Source organism: Sphingomonas rhamnosi (assembly GCF_036663615.1).
Taxonomy (GTDB): Bacteria; Pseudomonadota; Alphaproteobacteria; order Sphingomonadales; family Sphingomonadaceae; genus Sphingomonas.
Window position 1 is genome coordinate 93,062 of the sequence record NZ_JAXOJJ010000001.1, and the last position, 16,740, is coordinate 109,801.

The 16,740-nt window shown below is 66.8% G+C and carries 19 protein-coding genes; 6 read left to right on the forward strand and 13 right to left on the reverse strand.

The window, feature by feature from the left end; translation table 11 throughout:
* Window positions 1-81 precede the first annotated feature (81 nt).
* The 10 genes from sucD to sdhC form a co-directional block, all read right to left on the reverse strand.
* Window positions 82-972: a succinate--CoA ligase subunit alpha gene (sucD, locus tag U1701_RS00490; RefSeq protein WP_332780578.1), complete on the reverse strand. Its 891-nt coding sequence runs from the start codon at window positions 970-972 to the stop codon at window positions 82-84.
* Window positions 973-1,024: 52 nt separating this feature from the next.
* A complete protein-coding gene (locus tag U1701_RS00495) occupies window positions 1,025-1,321 on the reverse strand; it encodes a GIY-YIG nuclease family protein (RefSeq protein ID WP_332781413.1) in 297 nt (98 codons plus the stop codon).
* A 62-nt stretch (window positions 1,322-1,383) separates the two neighbouring features.
* The gene (mdh, locus tag U1701_RS00500; RefSeq protein WP_332780579.1) at window positions 1,384-2,346 is read right to left on the reverse strand and encodes a malate dehydrogenase; all 963 of its coding nucleotides are present in this window, start codon (window positions 2,344-2,346) and stop codon (window positions 1,384-1,386) included.
* Between the two features lie 211 nt (window positions 2,347-2,557).
* Complete coding sequence (zapE, locus tag U1701_RS00505) at window positions 2,558-3,649, reverse strand: cell division protein ZapE (RefSeq protein ID WP_332780580.1); 1,092 nt, start codon at window positions 3,647-3,649, stop codon at window positions 2,558-2,560.
* Window positions 3,650-3,762: 113 nt separating this feature from the next.
* Window positions 3,763-4,554, reverse strand: a complete 792-nt coding sequence (locus U1701_RS00510; protein ID WP_332780581.1) for a succinate dehydrogenase iron-sulfur subunit — start codon at window positions 4,552-4,554, stop codon at window positions 3,763-3,765.
* Between the two features lie 114 nt (window positions 4,555-4,668).
* Window positions 4,669-5,250 (reverse strand): ATP-dependent Clp protease proteolytic subunit, encoded by a 582-nt coding sequence (locus U1701_RS00515; protein ID WP_332780582.1) that lies wholly within the window; start codon window positions 5,248-5,250, stop codon window positions 4,669-4,671.
* A gap of 157 nt (window positions 5,251-5,407) precedes the next feature.
* Complete coding sequence (locus U1701_RS00520; protein WP_332780583.1) at window positions 5,408-5,677, reverse strand: hypothetical protein; 270 nt, start codon at window positions 5,675-5,677, stop codon at window positions 5,408-5,410.
* Window positions 5,674-7,476 carry a succinate dehydrogenase flavoprotein subunit gene (gene sdhA, locus U1701_RS00525; RefSeq protein ID WP_332780584.1) on the reverse strand — a complete coding sequence of 601 codons (1,803 nt, stop codon included), beginning with the start codon at window positions 7,474-7,476 and terminating at the stop codon, window positions 5,674-5,676. The genes U1701_RS00520 and sdhA overlap by 4 nt, the downstream gene beginning before the upstream one ends.
* The gene (gene sdhD, locus U1701_RS00530) at window positions 7,476-7,862 is read right to left on the reverse strand and encodes a succinate dehydrogenase, hydrophobic membrane anchor protein (RefSeq protein WP_332780585.1); all 387 of its coding nucleotides are present in this window, start codon (window positions 7,860-7,862) and stop codon (window positions 7,476-7,478) included. The genes sdhA and sdhD overlap by 1 nt, the downstream gene beginning before the upstream one ends.
* Complete coding sequence (gene sdhC / locus U1701_RS00535; RefSeq protein ID WP_443025969.1) at window positions 7,862-8,272, reverse strand: succinate dehydrogenase, cytochrome b556 subunit; 411 nt, start codon at window positions 8,270-8,272, stop codon at window positions 7,862-7,864. Before sdhC ends, sdhD begins: the two co-directional genes overlap by 1 nt.
* 120 nt (window positions 8,273-8,392) lie before the next feature.
* Between sdhC and U1701_RS00540 the strand changes: the two genes are divergently transcribed.
* The 5 genes from U1701_RS00540 (at window position 8,393) to U1701_RS00560 (ending at window position 13,556) form a co-directional block, all read left to right on the forward strand.
* Window positions 8,393-8,725, forward strand: a complete 333-nt coding sequence (locus U1701_RS00540; RefSeq protein WP_443025971.1) for a GFA family protein — start codon at window positions 8,393-8,395, stop codon at window positions 8,723-8,725.
* 129 nt (window positions 8,726-8,854) lie between these two features.
* Window positions 8,855-10,213, forward strand: coding sequence for a methyl-accepting chemotaxis protein (locus tag U1701_RS00545; protein ID WP_332780588.1), 1,359 nt, complete (start codon window positions 8,855-8,857; stop codon window positions 10,211-10,213).
* 33 nt (window positions 10,214-10,246) lie between these two features.
* Window positions 10,247-11,602 carry a methyl-accepting chemotaxis protein gene (locus U1701_RS00550; RefSeq protein ID WP_332780589.1) on the forward strand — a complete coding sequence of 452 codons (1,356 nt, stop codon included), beginning with the start codon at window positions 10,247-10,249 and terminating at the stop codon, window positions 11,600-11,602.
* Window positions 11,603-11,950: 348 nt separating this feature from the next.
* Complete coding sequence (locus U1701_RS00555; protein ID WP_332780590.1) at window positions 11,951-12,640, forward strand: SDR family NAD(P)-dependent oxidoreductase; 690 nt, start codon at window positions 11,951-11,953, stop codon at window positions 12,638-12,640.
* Window positions 12,630-13,556 (forward strand): 50S ribosomal protein L11 methyltransferase, encoded by a 927-nt coding sequence (locus tag U1701_RS00560; protein ID WP_332780591.1) that lies wholly within the window; start codon window positions 12,630-12,632, stop codon window positions 13,554-13,556. Before U1701_RS00555 ends, U1701_RS00560 begins: the two co-directional genes overlap by 11 nt.
* Window positions 13,557-13,665: 109 nt before the next feature.
* On the opposite strand, the gene phhA is transcribed toward U1701_RS00560, so the two are convergent.
* The gene (gene phhA, locus U1701_RS00565) at window positions 13,666-14,520 is read right to left on the reverse strand and encodes a phenylalanine 4-monooxygenase (protein WP_332780592.1); all 855 of its coding nucleotides are present in this window, start codon (window positions 14,518-14,520) and stop codon (window positions 13,666-13,668) included.
* Between the two features lie 23 nt (window positions 14,521-14,543).
* On the opposite strand from phhA, the gene U1701_RS00570 reads away from it, so the two are divergent.
* Window positions 14,544-15,209 (forward strand): TIGR02117 family protein, encoded by a 666-nt coding sequence (locus tag U1701_RS00570; RefSeq protein WP_332780593.1) that lies wholly within the window; start codon window positions 14,544-14,546, stop codon window positions 15,207-15,209.
* 271 nt (window positions 15,210-15,480) lie between these two features.
* Here U1701_RS00570 and U1701_RS00575 read toward each other — a convergent pair whose 3' ends face one another.
* Together U1701_RS00575 and U1701_RS00580 are read right to left on the reverse strand one after the other, a co-directional pair.
* Window positions 15,481-15,756 (reverse strand): hypothetical protein, encoded by a 276-nt coding sequence (locus tag U1701_RS00575; protein WP_332780594.1) that lies wholly within the window; start codon window positions 15,754-15,756, stop codon window positions 15,481-15,483.
* Complete coding sequence (locus tag U1701_RS00580; RefSeq protein WP_332780595.1) at window positions 15,757-16,731, reverse strand: glycerophosphodiester phosphodiesterase; 975 nt, start codon at window positions 16,729-16,731, stop codon at window positions 15,757-15,759.
* Window positions 16,732-16,740 lie beyond the last annotated feature (9 nt).

The following is a 16,740-nucleotide window of genomic DNA, read 5'->3' on the forward strand; positions in this document are numbered from 1 at the left end:
CATACCCTCGTCATCCCAGCGAAGGCTGGGATCTCATGCGGCACGAGACCCCAGCCTTCGCTGGGGTGACGCGCCTAGTGATTACCCGTTCAGCACCGACAACAGCGTCGTACCGAGTTCGCTCGGGCTCTCCGAAACCTTGATCCCGGCGGCTTCCATCGCCGCGATCTTGCTCTCGGCATCGCCCTTGCCGCCCGACACGATCGCGCCGGCATGGCCCATGCGACGGCCCGGAGGCGCGGTGCGGCCCGCGATGAAGCCGGCCATCGGCTTCTTGCGGCCACGCCTGGCCTCGTCGATCAGGAACTGCGCGGCCTGCTCCTCGGCGTCGCCGCCGATTTCGCCGATCATGATGATCGACTGGGTCGCGTCGTCGGCGAGGAACAGCTCGAGCACGTCGATGAAGTTGGTGCCGTTGACCGGATCGCCGCCGATGCCGACCGCGGTGGTCTGGCCGAGGCCCGCGTTCGAGGTCTGGAACACCGCCTCATAGGTGAGCGTGCCCGAGCGCGACACGACGCCGACCGAGCCCTTGCGGAAGATGCTGCCGGGCATGATGCCGATCTTGCACTCGCCGGGCGTCAGCACGCCAGGGCAGTTCGGGCCGATGAGGCGCGACTTGCTGCCCGACAGTGCGCGCTTGACCTTGACCATGTCGAGCACGGGGATGCCTTCGGTGATCGCGACGATCAACTCAATCTCGGCGTCGATCGCCTCGAGGATCGAATCCGCGGCGAAGGGGGGCGGAACGTAGATCACCGACGCGGTCGCGCCGGTGACGGCCTTGGCTTCCGCCACGGTGTTGAAGTTGGGCAGGCCCAGCTCCTCATGCGTCGTGCCGCCCTTGCCGGGCGTGACGCCGCCGACCATCTGCGTGCCGTAATCCAGCGCCGCGCGGGTGTGGAAGGTGCCGGTCTTGCCGGTCATCCCTTGCGTGATGACCTTGGTGTTCTTGTCGACGAGGATGCTCATCTGTCTCGTTCCTTACCACCCCGGCGAAGGCCGGGGCCCAATTGGGAAGCGCTCATGGGAGTGCGATACGATCGTACAGGTCATCCCAACCGGGATTGAAGCCGTTGATCTCTCGCAGTTTCCAGTCCCGCTTCCACTCCTTCATCTGCAGCTCGCGCTGCCGGGCGGCTTCCCAACTGCCGAGCGTTTCGTACCAGACGAGCAGCTTGCAGTCGTATTTCTGCGTGAACCCGGGGACGACGCCGTTGCGGTGTTCCCACACGCGCTTTGCCAGATTCACCGTCGAGCCGAGATAGAGCGTACCGTTGTACCCGCTTGCCATGATGTAGACGAACGCTTGTTCTTCCATCACCGGGGCCTTCCCAATTGGGCCCCGGCCTTCGCCGGGGTGGTATTCCCTATCTCACCTCATCAGTTCAGCGAACCGTCGATCCCCTTGCACGCCACGATCAGCTCCTTGACCGCGTCGACCGATACGCCGAGGTTGGCCTTGGCTTCGTCGTCGAGCTTGATCTCGACGATCTTCTCGACGCCACCGGCGCCGATCACCACCGGCACGCCGACGTAGAGATCGTTGAGGCCGTACTCGCCCGAGACGTACGCTGCGGCGGGCAGGACGCGCTTCTGGTCGTAGAGATAGGCCTCGGCCATCGCGATGCCGCTGGTGGCGGGGGCGTAATAGGCCGAGCCGGTCTTGAGCAGGCCGACGATCTCGCCGCCGCCGCCGCGGGTGCGCTTGACGATCGCGTCGATCTTCTCCTGGCTCGACATCCCCATCGCGATGAGATCGGGAACCGGGATGCCCGAGACGGTCGAATAGCTGATCACCGGGACCATCGTGTCGCCGTGGCCGCCGAGCACGAAGCTGGTGACGTCCTTGACCGAGACCTTGAACTCGTCGGCGAGGAAGTGGCTGAAGCGCGACGAATCGAGCACGCCGGCCATGCCGACGACCATGTGATGCGGCAGCCCCGAGAATTCGCGCAGCGCCCAGACCATCGCGTCGAGCGGGTTGGTGATGCAGATCACGAACGCGTCGGGGGCGTTGGCCTTGATGCCCTCGCCGACCGCCTTCATCACCTTCAGGTTGATGCCGAGCAGGTCGTCACGGCTCATGCCGGGTTTCCGCGCGACACCGGCGGTGACGATGATGACGTCGGCGCCGGCGATGTCGGCATAATCGTTCGAGCCGGTGATCGTCGAGTCGAAGCCTTCGACCGGGCTGCACTGCGACAGGTCGAGCGCCTTGCCCTGGGGAATGCCCTCGGCGACGTCGAACAGGACTATGTCGCCAAGCCCCTTGAGCGCCGCGAGATGCGCGAGCGTCCCGCCGATGTTACCGGCGCCGATCAGCGCGATCTTCTTGCGAGCCATGCAATCCGTCTCCGTCTACGGGGTGATTGGCCACGCCGCCTACGCGCATTATGGCGCTACGGCAACCGCTAAAGCGCTTTACGTGGCCGCTTATTGCGACTGGTTCGCATGTGCAATAGCTCCCGTCATCCTGACGAACGTCAGGATCCAGGGTCGGGAACGCAGCGCTTGAAACTCTGGATCCTGACTTTCGTCAGGATGACGGAAAGGGTTACAGATGCCCTTCGGAGAGATACTCCTCGGACCGCATTTCCTCCAGCCGGCTGATCGTACGATCGAACTCGAAGCGACCGTCGCCGGTTTCGTACAGTGCGTCCGGCTGTGCGTCGGCGGCGGCGAGCAGCTTGACCTTGTGTTCGTAGAGCGCGTCGATCAGCGCGACGAACCGCGCGGCTTCGTTGCGGTTGTCGGGCGTGAGCTGGGGGATGCCGACCAGGATCACGGTGTGGAATTTCCGCGCGATCGCTAGATAGTCGGCCACGCCCCTTGCCTCGCCGCACAGCCGCTTGAAGCTGAACACCGCGACGCCCTTGAGGCTCTTCGGCACGTGGAGCGTGCGGCCCTGCACCTCGAGATCCTCGGAGGGGACATGCTCCTTGTCGTCGGTCGAGAAGTCGGTGAGGCGGAAGAACGCGGCGGAGAGCTGTGCGGTCGCCTCGGGCCCGTTGGGGACCAGCCAGGTGTCCTGCTGACCCAGGCGGTCGCGCCGATAATCGACCGGACCGTTCAGGGGCAGCACGTCGAGCTGGCGTTCGATCGTCGCGATGAAGGGCAGGAAATGCTCGCGGTTGAGCCCGTTCTTGTAGAGATCGGACGGCGGGCGGTTCGAGGTGGTGACGATCGTGACGCCGGCGCCCAACAGCGCGGTGAACAGCCGCGAGAGGATCATCGCGTCGGGGCTGTTGGTCACCATCATCTCGTCGAACGCGAGCAGGCGGGTCTCCTCGGCGATGTGCGCGGCGACCGGGGCGATCGGGTCGCCGACTTCCTTGCGGCGTTCGTTGGCGATGCGGGCGTGGACCTCGAGCATGAACTCGCCGAAATGGACGCGGCGCTTCTTGGCGACCGCGGCGTTGGCGTAGAACAGGTCCATCAGCATCGACTTGCCGCGGCCGACCCCGCCCCAGAGGTAGAGCCCACACGGTGCGGGCTTGCTGGTGAAGCGCGCGAAGAAGCCGGTGGGTTGGGGCTGCGCGAGCTGCTGGGCGAGGGTGTCGAGGCGCGCGGCGGCCGCGGCCTGGGCCGGATCGGGGCGGAGTTCGCCCGAGGCGATGAGTGCGTTGTAGGCTTGTAATACGGTCACGGACTTCCCCGGCGAAGGCCGGGGCCCAATTGGGAGAACCGACGTAATGAGCGGAACCGCGTCACAACAGCCGTTCCCCAATTGGGCCCCGGCCTTCGCCGGGGTGGAAAATATCAGACGATCCGTTCGGCTTCCATCTTCTTGATCTCGGCGATCGCCTTGGCGGGGTTGAGACCCTTGGGGCAGGTGTTCGCGCAGTTCATGATGGTGTGGCAGCGATACAGGCGGAACGGATCCTCGAGTTCGTCGAGCCGCTCGCCGGTCATCTCGTCGCGGCTGTCGGCGAGCCAGCGATAGGCCTGCAACAGGATCGCAGGGCCGAGGAACTTGTCCGAGTTCCACCAATAGGACGGGCAGCTGGTCGAGCAGCAGGCGCACAGGATGCACTCGTACAGGCCGTCGAGCTTCTCGCGGTCCTTGGGGCTCTGCAGGCGCTCCTTGCCCGACGGCGGCGGGGTGACCGTCTGCAGCCACGGCTTGATCGCGCTGTACTGCGCGTAGAAGTGCGTGAAATCGGGGACCAGGTCCTTGATCACGTCCATGTGTGGCAGCGGGGTGATCGTGACCTCGCCCTTGATGTCCTCGATCGCCGTGGTGCAGGCGAGGCCGTTGCGGCCGTCGATGTTCATCGAGCACGATCCGCAAATACCCTCGCGGCACGAGCGGCGGAAGGTGAGCGAGGAATCCTGCTCGCCCTTCATCTTGATCAGCGCGTCGAGCACCATCGGGCCGGTCTCGTCGAGGTCGAGCTCGAAGGTGTCGTAACGCGGGTTCTCGCCGCTATCCGGGTCGTAACGATAGACCTTGAACGATTTGAGCCGTTTGCCCCCGGAACCCTGGCTGGTCGCGGCGTGCTTGACGCCCTTCTTGACGACGCTGTTCTTCGGGAGGGAGAATTCGGCCATTGCGCGCGGTCCGTCCGTGGATGGGGTGATCGATTAGCGGTGCCGATACATGACAGACAGGAGGTCCGCAAACCCCGTGTCGCTGCACCGCATCATGGGGCACCCTAACTGGGGTCAGATCACGTCGAGGACAAGCCCGAGCGCCAGCGCTTCGTCGGCCTCGATATACCAATTGTCGGGCGCGCGGGCCTTGAGCTCCTCGAACGATACCTTCGAGCCCGCGACCAGATCGCGAAAGCCCTCGTTCTGGATCTCGATCGAATCCTCGATCTCATGGAGCTTGGCGCGCAGCGCGTGCGACAGCGTGTTGAGCGGGCCGTTGAGCTGGATCGTGCTCTGCATCGAGCGTTCGTGGATCATCAGCCGGGTGTGCTTGGTGAGGAAGCGGCTGTGGACCGGGAAGGCGGACATGAAGGTCGCGCCGGCGGAATAGACCGCGACCTTGCCGAGGAACAGCGTCTCGCGATCGGTGTATTCGCGGAGCAGGCGGATATTGTCCGCCATCGCGCGCGCCATCTCGGGGTCGCCGCCGAGCGTGGTGATCGACACGACGAGAGGGCCATTGGTGGGCGCGTTCGCCAGCTGGAATTTGTAGCTGTCGTACATCTGGTCGTTGACCGGGCCGTGCAGCTGGACGTGCGGGACCGCCAGCAACGGGTAGTTGCGGGCGTTCGATCGGGGGGTGGTGTCGGTCATGCGCGCGTAACCGCTGGGGTGGGGGGCGGGTTCCTTATCTCCCTGACCACCCCCGCGGAGGCCGGGGCCCAAATGGGAAAGCCAGTGTAACGGATCGCCGTCCGTCGTAACGATCGTTCCCCAATTGGGCCCCGGCCTTCGCCGGGGTGGAAGGTAACTATCCCCGCCGGGCCAGACGCAGCTTGATGATCCAGCCGAGGACGCCGCCCGGCACGCCGCCCGCGAGCGAGAACAGCGCGGCGAAGGGAATCGCGAGCGCGGCGTTGGGGTCACCCGCGGCGGCGGGGTGCAGCGTCACGTAGAGCACCGCGCCGATCGCGACGAGCAGCGGCCAGGCGAACCCGACCAGCAACGGCTGGAGCCGCGTGGGCACGCCCACCGCGATCGGGACCAGGAACCCCACCGCGATGATCGCCCACGGGCTCAATAGACGCGCTTCTTGGGCTTGATGTAGTCGACGTCGTCGGTGAGCGTGTAATCGTGCACCGGACGGTAATCGATCTTGGTCTCGCCGCCCTTGCCGCCCCAGCCGTTGAAGCTGGTGATGGTGTGCTTCATCCAGTTGGCGTCGTCACGCTCGGGGAAATCCTCGTGCATGTGCGCGCCGCGCGATTCGGTGCGGTTGGCGGCGGAGTTCATCGTCACGACCGCCTGGCCGATCAGATTGTCGAGCTCCATCGTCTCGACCAGATCGGTGTTCCAGATCAGGCTGCGATCCTTCACCGCGATGTCGGTCATCCGGTTGTAGATCCCGGCCATCTTCTCGACACCCTGGTTCAGCAGCTCGGTGTCGCGGAACACCGCGCAATGCTTCTGCATCGTCTGCTGCATGTCGAGCCGGATCGTCGCGGTGGTCGATCCGCCGCTCGCGTTGCGGAAATGGTCGAGGCGCGACAGCGCCAGCTCTTCCGAACCCTTGGGCAGCGGCGCATGCGCGACGCCAGGCTTCTGGATGTCCTTGATACGCAGGCCGGTCGCGCGGCCGAACACCACAAGATCGATCAGGCTGTTCGACCCCAGGCGGTTGGCGCCGTGGACCGAGACGCAGGCCGCTTCACCGACCGCGAACAGGCCGGGGACGACGGTGTCGGGGTTGCCATCGACGAGGTTGACGACTTCGCCGTGGAAATTGGTCGGGATGCCGCCCATGTTGTAATGCACGGTCGGTGTGACCGGCAGCGGCTGGCGCGTGAGATCGACGCCGGCGAAGACCTTGCCGGTTTCGGTGATGCCCGGCAGGCGCTCGGCCAGCACCTTGGGATCGATGTGATCGAGGTGCAGGAAGATGTGGTCGCCATTCTTGCCGACGCCACGGCCTTCGCGCATTTCGAGCGCCATCGAGCGCGAAACGACGTCGCGCGAGGCGAGGTCCTTCGCCGACGGGGCATAGCGCTCCATGAAGCGCTCGCCCTCGGAGTTGGTCAGGTAACCGCCCTCGCCACGTGCGCCCTCGGTGATGAGCACGCCGGCGCCATAGATGCCGGTCGGGTGGAACTGGACGAACTCCATGTCCTGCAACGGCAGCCCGGCGCGGAGCACCATCGCATTGCCGTCACCGGTGCAGGTGTGCGCCGACGTCGCCGAGAAATAGACGCGGCCATAGCCGCCGGTCGCCAGCACGGTCTGGTGGCTGCGGAAACGGTGGATCGAGCCGTCTTCCATGCACAGCGCGATGACGCCGCGGCAGACGCCGTTTTCCATGATCAGATCGAGCGCGAAATATTCGACGAAGAAGTCCGTGTTGTACTTCAGGCTCTGCTGATACAGCGCGTGGAGCATGGCGTGGCCGGTACGATCGGCGGCGGCGGCGGTGCGCTGGACCGGGGGCCCCTCGCCCATGTTCTGCATGTGGCCGCCGAACGGGCGCTGATAGATCGTGCCGTTCTCGTTACGGCTGAACGGCATGCCGGCATGTTCCAGCTCGTACACCGCCTGCGGGGCCTCACGGCACAGATATTCGATCGCGTCCTGATCGCCGAGCCAGTCCGAGCCCTTGACGGTGTCGAACATGTGCCAGGTCCAGTGATCCGGCGAGTTGTTGCCGAGCGACGCGGCGATGCCGCCTTGCGCGGCGACGGTGTGCGAACGGGTCGGGAAGACTTTGGTGATGCAGGCGGTTTTCAGGCCGCTCTCGGCGATGCCCATCGTGGCACGGAGGCCCGAGCCGCCGGCGCCGACGACGACCGCGTCATAGGTGTGATCGATGATCTTGTACGCAGCAGACATCAGGCGGGCGCTCCGGTGAAGGCGACCTTCAGGATCGCGAACAGCGCGATCCCCGTGGTCGCAACCGTGAAGAGGTTGAGGATGATCATCCAGACGACGCGGGTCTCATCATGCTGGTAGTCTTCGATGACGGTCTGCAGGCCGAGGCGGAAATGGTAGAACACCGACGCGACGAGCAGGATCATCGGGATTGCGACCCAGGCCGATTGCAGCCAGAGGCGGACCGCGGCGTAATCATAGCCGGGCATCCGCGCGACCGAGAACATCAGCCACAAGGTCAGCCCGATATTGGCGGTCGCGGTCAGCCGGTGATGCCACCAGTGATGCGTGCCCGATTTGGCGCTGCCGAGCCCGCGGACGCGGCCGAGGGGGGTACCATTACCCATTACTTCATCCCCAGAAAAAGCCAGAACACGATGGTCAGCGTGACCGATGCGACCATCGTCGCCAGCGCGCCCATCTTGTTGCGGCGCAACTCGAACCCCGCGCCGGTATCCATCACCAGATGGCGGATGCCGCTCATCATGTGCTGGAACAGCGAGAGCGTCAGGCCGATGCCGATGACGTAGCCGAGGATGTTCAGCGCGCCGGTGTCGGTGGTGAACACGTCCTGAAACGTCCGGTAGCTTTCCGCGCCGCCGGCGATCGCGGCAAGCCACCACACCAGCAGGCCGGTGCCGACGGTCGCCATCCCGCTGCCGGTCGCGCGGTGCAGGATCGAGACCAGCATGTGCGGGCCCCATTTATAGATCTGCAGATGGGGAGACAGCGGACGAGCAGGATTGCGGGATGCCAAGGGCGAAGTCCTCGAATGGGTTTGGCGCCCTACTTAGCCCTCGCGTGCTGCGATGCAACCCATGTGAAGGGAGTCATTCGCACCCTTGCAGACTGCCCCGGTTGGTTCGTAACAAAGCGGATGGCCGTCCAGGGAAGCTGTCACTGCGGAAACGTGCGGATCGCGCTGCCGAGCAGCCCGACCTGGGTGGCGGACTGCAATTGTTCGCTGTGCCGGCGGCTGGCGTGGCGGGTGGCGTATTTCCCGCCCGACCAGGTCCGCATTTCGGGCGAGACCACGGCGTATGTGTGGGGCGATCGGATGATCGGCATCCACCATTGCCCGATCTGCGGCTGCGGTACGCACTGGGAAACGCTCGGCGAAGACTTCGGCAAGGTCGGGATCAACGCGCGGCTGCTCGACGATTTCGACGAAGCGTCGATCGAAGTCCGGAAGTTCGACAACGCGGGCTGAGCAGGGCGCGCGCGGGCAGAGGCCCCGACGGCGCCGCGCGGGGAATACCCGAACCGCCGCTCTAACCAGCGCTTAACCAATGGCAGTTACGGATCGATCATCATCCCCCTCCCCGCGGAGTGCATCCTGTTGACCACCACCGAGCTTCCGGTTCCCGGTACGATCGCCGCGTCCATCGATCTGGCGGCGCGGCTGCGGGTGTTCGATTTCGACGGCTCGCTGACGACCGCGAGCCGTGAAGTATGGGCCGCGCTGGAACCCGAGGTCACGCTGGTGTCGCGCGCCTATTGGGAACAATGGCTGCGCTGCTTCTCAGACGAGCGGATTTGGGCACCGAACGAGACCGAGCGGATGATCGAGATCGGCTGCACCTTCCTGCGCCACCGCTTCCTCGAGACCGGCGGGCGGACCTGGATCGAATCGATCGAACGTTCGGTCGCCGCCGCATACGCCGCGGGCGTGTCGCCGATGGCGCTGCTGTCGATGATCAGCGCAAGCGACCGCGCCGCGCTGGACGTGCTGATGCGCCGCGTCGACCGCGCGGGTGATCGGTTGCCGGTGTATATCGACACGCTGATGCGGCTGTCGGCGCTGGAAGGCGAGATCACCGTCGCGCTCCACGCCGCCTATCGTGCCTATTCCGCGCAAGAACAGCGCGATACGCTGGCCGCGGAATTCCGCGACGGGATCGCCGCGATGGTCGAGACCGCGACCGAAGAGGGGCATGCGCTGCGCGAACAGGCGGTGCGCAGTTCGGCGTCGACGCGCGCGGTGCTGGTCAAGGCGAGCGAAGTCGCCGCGGCGGCCGAACAGTCCGCGGTGGCGATGCGCGAGGCGGCGCAGACCGCGGCCGGGCTGATCCGCGCGATCGAGGATGCGCGGACCGAAGTTGAGGCCGCGGCCGAGATCGCGACGCGCGCGTCGGCGCAGGCGGGTCAGGCGGTCGGTATGTCGGAGACGCTGAGCGATCACGCCAAATCGATCGAATCGATCCTGGGGCTGATCCGCGACATCGCCGGGCAGACCAATTTGCTGGCGCTGAACGCGACGATCGAGGCGGCGCGTGCCGGCGACGCCGGGCGCGGCTTCGCGGTGGTGGCGCAGGAGGTGAAGAGCCTCGCCAGCCAGACCGCGCGCGCGACCGACGACATCGCCGCCAAGATCGCGGCGATCCAGTCCGCGACGCGCAGCACGGTCGACACCAACGCCAGCATCAAGACCACCGTCGCCGAGGTCCAGGAAAGCGCCGACCGGATTCGCTATGCGATGGAGGCGCAGGCGCAGACCGTGACCGCGATCACCGCAGCGGTGGACGAGACCGCGCTCGCCGCCGATTCGATGTCGACCACAATCGCCGCTATCCGCACCGATACCGAGACGGTCGCGACCGAGATCGACGGCGTCGGCCGCGGTTTCGACGTACTCGACGGTCGCCTGTCCAACCTGAAGAACAGCGCCGGCGATTTCGTCGCCAAGGTCGCCGCATGACACGACCGAAAACATAACCCTGGGGGGGGACTGATGCCGAACGGGACATCGTGGAGCGGCAAGGCGCGCGCCTTTGCCGACCATGTACGCGATTATGACTGGGACGACCGGATCCGGACCGGATCGGCCGAGATCGCCGCGCTGCTGATCCCGGAGGATTACGAACGCATCGCGGTGATGTTCTGGGATTATTACGTGTCGCTCGAATCGGCGGCGCATCTGGTGACGGCGTTGACGCCGGGCGCCCGCGCGCGCGTGATCGCGCGCAGCGTCGACTATGCCCGCGCCAAATATGCCGCGCCCTATGCCGAGACGTGGCGCGAAGGCGCGGTCCTGCACGCCGATCTGTCCAAGGCGTCGGGGGTGCCGCTGCCCGCGTTGCTGGCGGCGCTGGCCTATGCCCACAGCACGACGATGATGCTGATCGGCGAACGACTGGGCGGCGCGGACCCGCGGATCGGCCAGCTTTGCGACGTCGTGCTGCGGCTGTCGCTGATCGAGGCGGACGTGATGGCGTCCCATCTGGGCGCGGTGGACGCCGCCGCGGCGCAGAGCGAACGCGGCACGCGCGCCGCACAGTTCCGCGAGCGGATTGCGGCATCGATCGGCGACACCGCGGCGCTCGGCGCGCGCATCCGCGTGCAGGCGGCGGGGGCGTCGTCATCGGCGCGCGGCGTGCTGGGCAAGGCGGGCGAGGTCGCCGCGGCCGCGGAACAGTCGGCGGTCGCGATGCGCGAGGCGGCACAGACCGCGACCGGGCTGATCCGCGCGATCGAGGATGCGCGGAGCGAGGTCGAGGCCGCGGCCGAGATCGCGACGCGCGCCAGCGTGCAGGCGAGCGAGGCGGTCGGCATGTCCGAGACGTTGAGCGCGCACGCGAAATCGATCGAATCGATCCTGGGGCTGATCCGCGACATCGCCGGGCAGACCAATTTGCTGGCGCTCAACGCGACGATCGAGGCGGCGCGTGCGGGCGATGCGGGTCGCGGCTTTGCGGTGGTGGCGCAGGAGGTGAAGAGCCTGGCCAGCCAGACCGCGCGCGCGACCGACGACATCGCCGCGAAAATCGCCGCGATCCAGTCGGCGACGCGCACCACGGTGGCGACCAATGCCGGGATCAAGACCACTGTCGGCGAGGTGCAGCACAGCGCCGACCGCATCCGCGACGCAATGGAGGTGCAGGCGCGCACCGTCTCGATCATCACCGAAGCGGTCGACGAAACCGCGCTTGCGGCGGATTCGATGTCGACGACGATCGCCGCGATCCGATCGGATACCGAAGCGGTGGCGGGGGAAATCGACCTGCTCGGTCAGGAATTCGGCGAGATCGACGACCAGCTGGGTGAGCTCAAGACCGCGGCGGATGGGTTCTTGACGAGCGTGGGGTGAGCGTGCCGCGCCTCGCCCTGCCCGTCATGCCAGCATAGGCTGGCATATCCCGGTTCGGGTCGGGCGCCATCCACGGGGAAACCCCAGCCTTCGCTGGGGTGACGGTTTGAGGCGCTGGCGGTGTCGCTCCCGTCGACGCTGCGTTCGCGGCGCGTTCGGATTTGGTTCGCGCGGAGGCGCGGGGGCGCGGAGGGGATGCGTTCGGCACGTCTGGTGCGCGCGACAAGCGGCCTGTTTGGGAGCCTGTCGGCTCGGCATAGGGCTCCGCGGTATCCGCGCCTCCGCGTGAACCCGTTCTTGCGTCGAGGCCGAGGTGACGCGACGCGTCGGCGCCGCTAAGCCGCGCGGATGACCATTCTTCTTACCGGATCCAGCCGCGGTATCGGCGCGGCGATACATCAGGCGCTGGGCGATGCCGGCGCGACCGTCATCGGGCATGGGACCGCGAGCGGCATTCCCGCCGACTTTGCCGATCCCGCGGCGCCGCGGATGTTGTGGGACGCGGCGCTCGACCAGGCCGGCGGCGCGATCGACGTGCTGATCAACAATGCCGGCGTGTTCGAGGCGAGCCCGCTCGGCGACGAGGGCTGGACCGGGAACTGGGAGCGGACGATGCGGATCAACCTGACCGCGTCGGCCGAACTGTGCAGGCTCGCGGTGCTCCACTGGCAGGCGCGGGGACGCGGCGGGCGGATCGTCAACATCGCCAGCCGCGCGGCCTATCGCGGCGATTCGCCCGCGCATTGGCATTATGCCGCGTCGAAGGCGGGTATGGTGGCGATGACCAAGACGATTGCTCGGGGATATGCGCGCGAGAACATCCTGGCGTTCGCGGTGTGCCCTGGCTTCACGATGACGGGCATGGCCGAGGACTATCTGGCGAGCCGCGGGGGCGATGCGTTGCTGGCGGATATCCCGCTTGGGAAGGTCGCGGATCCTGTCGAGGTGGCGTCGGTGGCGCGATACTGTGCGCTGGAGGCGCCTTCGTCGATGACGGGCGCGGTGATCGACGTGAACGGGGCGTCGTATGTCCGATAGCTGGAAGCTCACCCTGCCCTGCACGCGGGCGGAGGCGGAGGCGATTGATGCCGGCGAGCTGGCGATCGATGCGGTGCTGATGACGACCGAGGAGATCGAGGACGACCGCGAGCATTGGCGGCTCGATGCCTATTTCGAGGCGGAACCCGATGCCGAGACGGTGGCGACGGTGCGCGCGCTGGTGCCGAGTGCGGCGGGCGCGCCCCATGCGGTCGAGCGATTGGCCGCTGCCGACTGGGTGACGATGAGCCAGGCGGGGCTGGAGCCGCTGCATGTCGGGCGCTTCTATGTCCACACCGGCGAGGCGGTTGCGCCCGCGGGGACGCGCGCGTTCCACATCGCCGCGAGCCGGGCGTTCGGGACCGGGCATCACGAGACGACCAGCGGGTGCCTGGCGATGCTCGACGGGCTGGCCGACTCAGCGTTCGCGAACGTGATCGATATCGGGACAGGGACAGGGTTGCTCGCCTTCGCAGCGGCGCATCTGTGGCCCGACGCGCGCGTGATGGCGACCGATATCGATCCCGTGTCGATCGAGGTGACGGATGAGAATGCCGCGCTCAACGGGGTCGAGGGGATCGATCTGGTCGTCGCGGACGGGACGCTGGACGACGCGATCGTCGCGCGGGCGCCCTATGATCTGGTGATCGCGAACATTCTGGCGGGGCCGCTGGTGTCGATGGCGCCGGAGATCGCGTCGATCGCGGATGTGGGGGCGACGATCGTGCTGGCGGGGCTGCTGGAAACGCAGCGCGACGGCGTGGTCGCGGCCTATGCGGCGTGCGGGTGCGCGCTGGAGGCGGTCGACCGGCGCGGCGACTGGAGCGTGCTGCGGTTGCGTGCGGGGGATGTGCGGTTCGTGGCCGAGGGGCCGTTCGATCCGAAGGGCCGCGATGGGTGGGCACTGGATTTGTAGCGACCCTGCTCCCCTCCCTGGAAGGGAGGGGACGGGGGTGGGTCGTTGGGCCGCGGAGCGGGTGCCCCTAACCCACCCACCCCTAACCCCTCCCTTCCAGGGAGGGGGACTAGCTTGCCTTCGACCGCGCATAGTCCTGCGTGCCCATGGTCAGCACGACGTCGTCGGGTTCGATCTGCGCGACCGGGATGTCGGGCAGCGCCTTCAGTTCCTCGTAGAGCGGCGCGAAGTCGGTTTCGACGGTCAGCCGGAGCAGCTCGTCGAAGCTCGGGATGACGAAGTAATTCTGCTGGAAATCGTCGATCCGGTAGTCGGTGCGCATCACGCGGGCGAGATCGAGCGCGATGCGGTTGGGGCTAGGATCGTCGAGCGCGAAGCGCGATTCGGCGAAGCTCGAGACAATCCCCGAACCGTAGATCCGCATGCCCTCGGGCTCGGCGATCAGCCCGAACTCGACGGTGTACCAGTAGAGCCGGCCGAGATATTTGAGCGCGTCGAGACCCAGCGCGCGCTGTCCGCCGCGGCCATAGGCTTCGAGATAATCCGCGAACACCGGATCGGCGAGCATCGGCACATGGCCGAACACGTCGTGGAAGACGTCGGGCTCCTGCAGATAATCGAGCTGGTCGGGCCGGCGAATGAAATTCCCCGCGACGAAGCGGCGATTGGCCATGTGATCGAAGAACACGTCGTCGGGGACGAGCCCGGGGACCGCCACGACCTGCCACCCGGTCAGCTTCATCAGTCGTTCGGACAGTTCCTCGAAATCGGGAATGCCGGGTTTGGACAGTTTGAGCACGTCGAGCCCACGCAGCCACGCGTTCGACGCGCGCCCCGGCAGCAGCTTGGCCTGGCGCGCGAACAGCGTGTCCCAGGTCGCATGTTCCTCGGCCGTATAGTGCGACCAATCCTGAGCGATCGTCCAGTCGCCCTGCGGCGGAAGCGTCGGTGTGTCTTGTGCCATTCGCGCGCACTTAGCATGACGGTATGATGACGGGAACGGGCGTGCGGCAGTGGTTTTTTCGGGCGGTGGCGGCAGTGCTGCTGCTGGTGCTGGGCTATGCGGTGGCGGGGGCGATCGGCGGGGCGATCCCGACCAACCGCGCGTGGCGACCGGCCGCACGCGGCGTGCGGATCTTCGTCGAGAGCAACGGCGTGCATACCGGGATCGTCATGCCGAAAAGCGCTGCCGGGGTGGACTGGCGGCGATTCGCGCCGGCAGGCGACCTGGCCGATCCGCGCTACGGCCGGTTCGATCATGTGGCGATCGGCTGGGGCGACAAGGCGTTCTTTCTGGAAACCAAGACCTGGGCGGATGTGAAGCCGCGGACGGTGCTGGGCGCAGCGATCGGCAGCGCGGATACGCTGATGCATGTCGAGCATGTGCCCGCGCCGACGGTCGGTGACGATGTGCGCGCGGTGGTGCTGAGCGAGGCGGCGTATCGGCGGCTGGCGGCGTATATCGCGGCGAGCTTTGGGCCGGGGGGTGCGCGGTATCCGGGCTATGCGGGGTACGACGTCTTCTATGATGCGCGAGGGCGGTATGACGCGGTGCACACGTGCAATGCGTGGAGCGGGGATGCGCTCCGGTATGCCGGGGTTCGGGTGGGGGCGTGGACGCCGTTTCCGGGGGCGGTGATGGCGTGGTTCTGAGCGGCTCTGCCCACCGTACCATTCCCTGAACCACCCCGGCGAAGGCCGGGGCCCAAATGGGATGGCAGTGGTAACGGAGCGCAGTCCGCCATCATGAACGCCCCCAATTGGGCCCCGGCCTTCGCCGGGGTGGCGTTGGGCGTGGCGCGCCTCGCCACCGCGCCGTTCTCCCGCGAAGGCGGGGGTCCAGGAGTCGCAGACGCAGCGCTGCTTGACCCTAGACTCCCGCTTTCGCGGGAGAACGGCGGGTTTGATCGGGCGGGACCGCCGCTCAATTCCCCGCGCGGTACCCCTGATATTGCTGGCATTCCGACGCGTCGCGGTTGTTGCGGCAGCGCTTTTCGCGCTCCTTCCGCTCGCGGCCTTCCTTGGCCTCCTGCTTGCGCATCTTCTTGCCGTAGTTGCGGTCGGCCTCTTCCTGGCTGGTGGTCGACCAGTCGACCGCCTTGCCGGCGACCTGGAACGGTGCCTTGACGATGCTGGTCGCGGTGCTGATGCAGCCCGCGGTGGTCAGCGGCAGCAGGGCGAGGATCAGGATCTTACGCATTTACTTGGCTCCCGTGCGCGAGGCGTTGCGCGCTTCGACACCTTGTAGCGGAAAATCGGTGAAGAAACCGTCGATTCCTTGGGCGAGCGCTGCGGCAATTTCGGCCTTCACGTCGCCGTGCGCCGCGGGGTCGGTGCCGCGGTGGAAGCGCGCGCGGACGAAGACGTTTTCCGCGCGGTAGGTCCAGGGGTGGACGCGCAGGCCCGCGGCGTGCGCGTCGGCGACCAGGGTCGTGGGCGCGTCGCCGGTCCAGAGTTGCGCCTTGTCCGGGCCTATGCCGTAGGCATAGGCGGCGATCTGCTTGAGCCCGGCGGGCGTGAGCATCGCCGCATAGCTGGGCGCGGCGTTGTCGGCGGGTGCCCCCTGCCCCGCGGTCAGCTGGATCAGGCGGATTTTGGTGATGCCGTGCAGATGCTTGAGGTTGGTGACCTCGAACGACTGGATGAACACCGGCGCGCTGGCTGAATCCCAGCCTGCGGCGCGCAGTTCGGCGACCAGCGGCGCGTCGGTCGGGTGGCCGATGCTCGCGAAATAGGTCGGATGCTTGGTTTCGGGATAGATGCCGACCGCTCGGCGCTTGGCGAGCGCGATGATCTCGGCCAGCGTCGGAATCTCGAACTTGCCGTCATACGCCGCGTTGCCGGGGCGGAGCTTGGGCAGGCGCTCCTTCGCCCGCAGCGTCTTCAGTTCGGCGAGCGTGAAGTCCTCGACGAACCAGTCGGTCTGTGCGCGGCCGTCGATCGTCTTGGTGGTGCGGCGATCCGCGAATTCGGGATGCGCCGCGACGTCGGTGGTCTCCGAGATCGCGTTCTCGTGCCGCGCGACGAGGACGTCGTCCTTGGTCGGCACCAGATCGGGCTCGATGAAATCGGCGCCCTGGTCGATTGCGAGTTCGTACGCCGCGAGCGTGTGTTCGGGGCGCGATCCGCTGGCGCCGCGGTGCGCGATCACGATCGGGGATTTGGTCGGTTCCATGCGCACACC

Excerpts from the sequence above, each read along its gene's own strand:
- U1701_RS00550 (WP_332780589.1), top strand. The coding sequence starts at position 10,247 with ATGCCGAACGGGACATCGTGGAGCGGCAAGGCGCGCGCCTTTGCCGAC.
- sucD (WP_332780578.1), bottom strand. The coding sequence starts at position 972 with ATGAGCATCCTCGTCGACAAGAACACCAAGGTCATCACGCAAGGGATG.
- U1701_RS00570 (WP_332780593.1), top strand. The coding sequence starts at position 14,544 with ATGATGACGGGAACGGGCGTGCGGCAGTGGTTTTTTCGGGCGGTGGCG.
- U1701_RS00580 (WP_332780595.1), bottom strand. The coding sequence starts at position 16,731 with ATGGAACCGACCAAATCCCCGATCGTGATCGCGCACCGCGGCGCCAGC.
- U1701_RS00560 (WP_332780591.1), top strand. The coding sequence starts at position 12,630 with ATGTCCGATAGCTGGAAGCTCACCCTGCCCTGCACGCGGGCGGAGGCG.
- U1701_RS00495 (WP_332781413.1), bottom strand. The coding sequence starts at position 1,321 with ATGGAAGAACAAGCGTTCGTCTACATCATGGCAAGCGGGTACAACGGT.
- sdhD (WP_332780585.1), bottom strand. The coding sequence starts at position 7,862 with ATGGGTAATGGTACCCCCCTCGGCCGCGTCCGCGGGCTCGGCAGCGCC.
- sdhA (WP_332780584.1), bottom strand. The coding sequence starts at position 7,476 with ATGTCTGCTGCGTACAAGATCATCGATCACACCTATGACGCGGTCGTC.
- U1701_RS00510 (WP_332780581.1), bottom strand. The coding sequence starts at position 4,554 with ATGGCCGAATTCTCCCTCCCGAAGAACAGCGTCGTCAAGAAGGGCGTC.
- mdh (WP_332780579.1), bottom strand. The coding sequence starts at position 2,346 with ATGGCTCGCAAGAAGATCGCGCTGATCGGCGCCGGTAACATCGGCGGG.
- U1701_RS00540 (WP_443025971.1), top strand. The coding sequence starts at position 8,393 with ATGGCCGTCCAGGGAAGCTGTCACTGCGGAAACGTGCGGATCGCGCTG.
- U1701_RS00515 (WP_332780582.1), bottom strand. The coding sequence starts at position 5,250 with ATGACCGACACCACCCCCCGATCGAACGCCCGCAACTACCCGTTGCTG.
- U1701_RS00575 (WP_332780594.1), bottom strand. The coding sequence starts at position 15,756 with ATGCGTAAGATCCTGATCCTCGCCCTGCTGCCGCTGACCACCGCGGGC.
- phhA (WP_332780592.1), bottom strand. The coding sequence starts at position 14,520 with ATGGCACAAGACACACCGACGCTTCCGCCGCAGGGCGACTGGACGATC.
- U1701_RS00555 (WP_332780590.1), top strand. The coding sequence starts at position 11,951 with ATGACCATTCTTCTTACCGGATCCAGCCGCGGTATCGGCGCGGCGATA.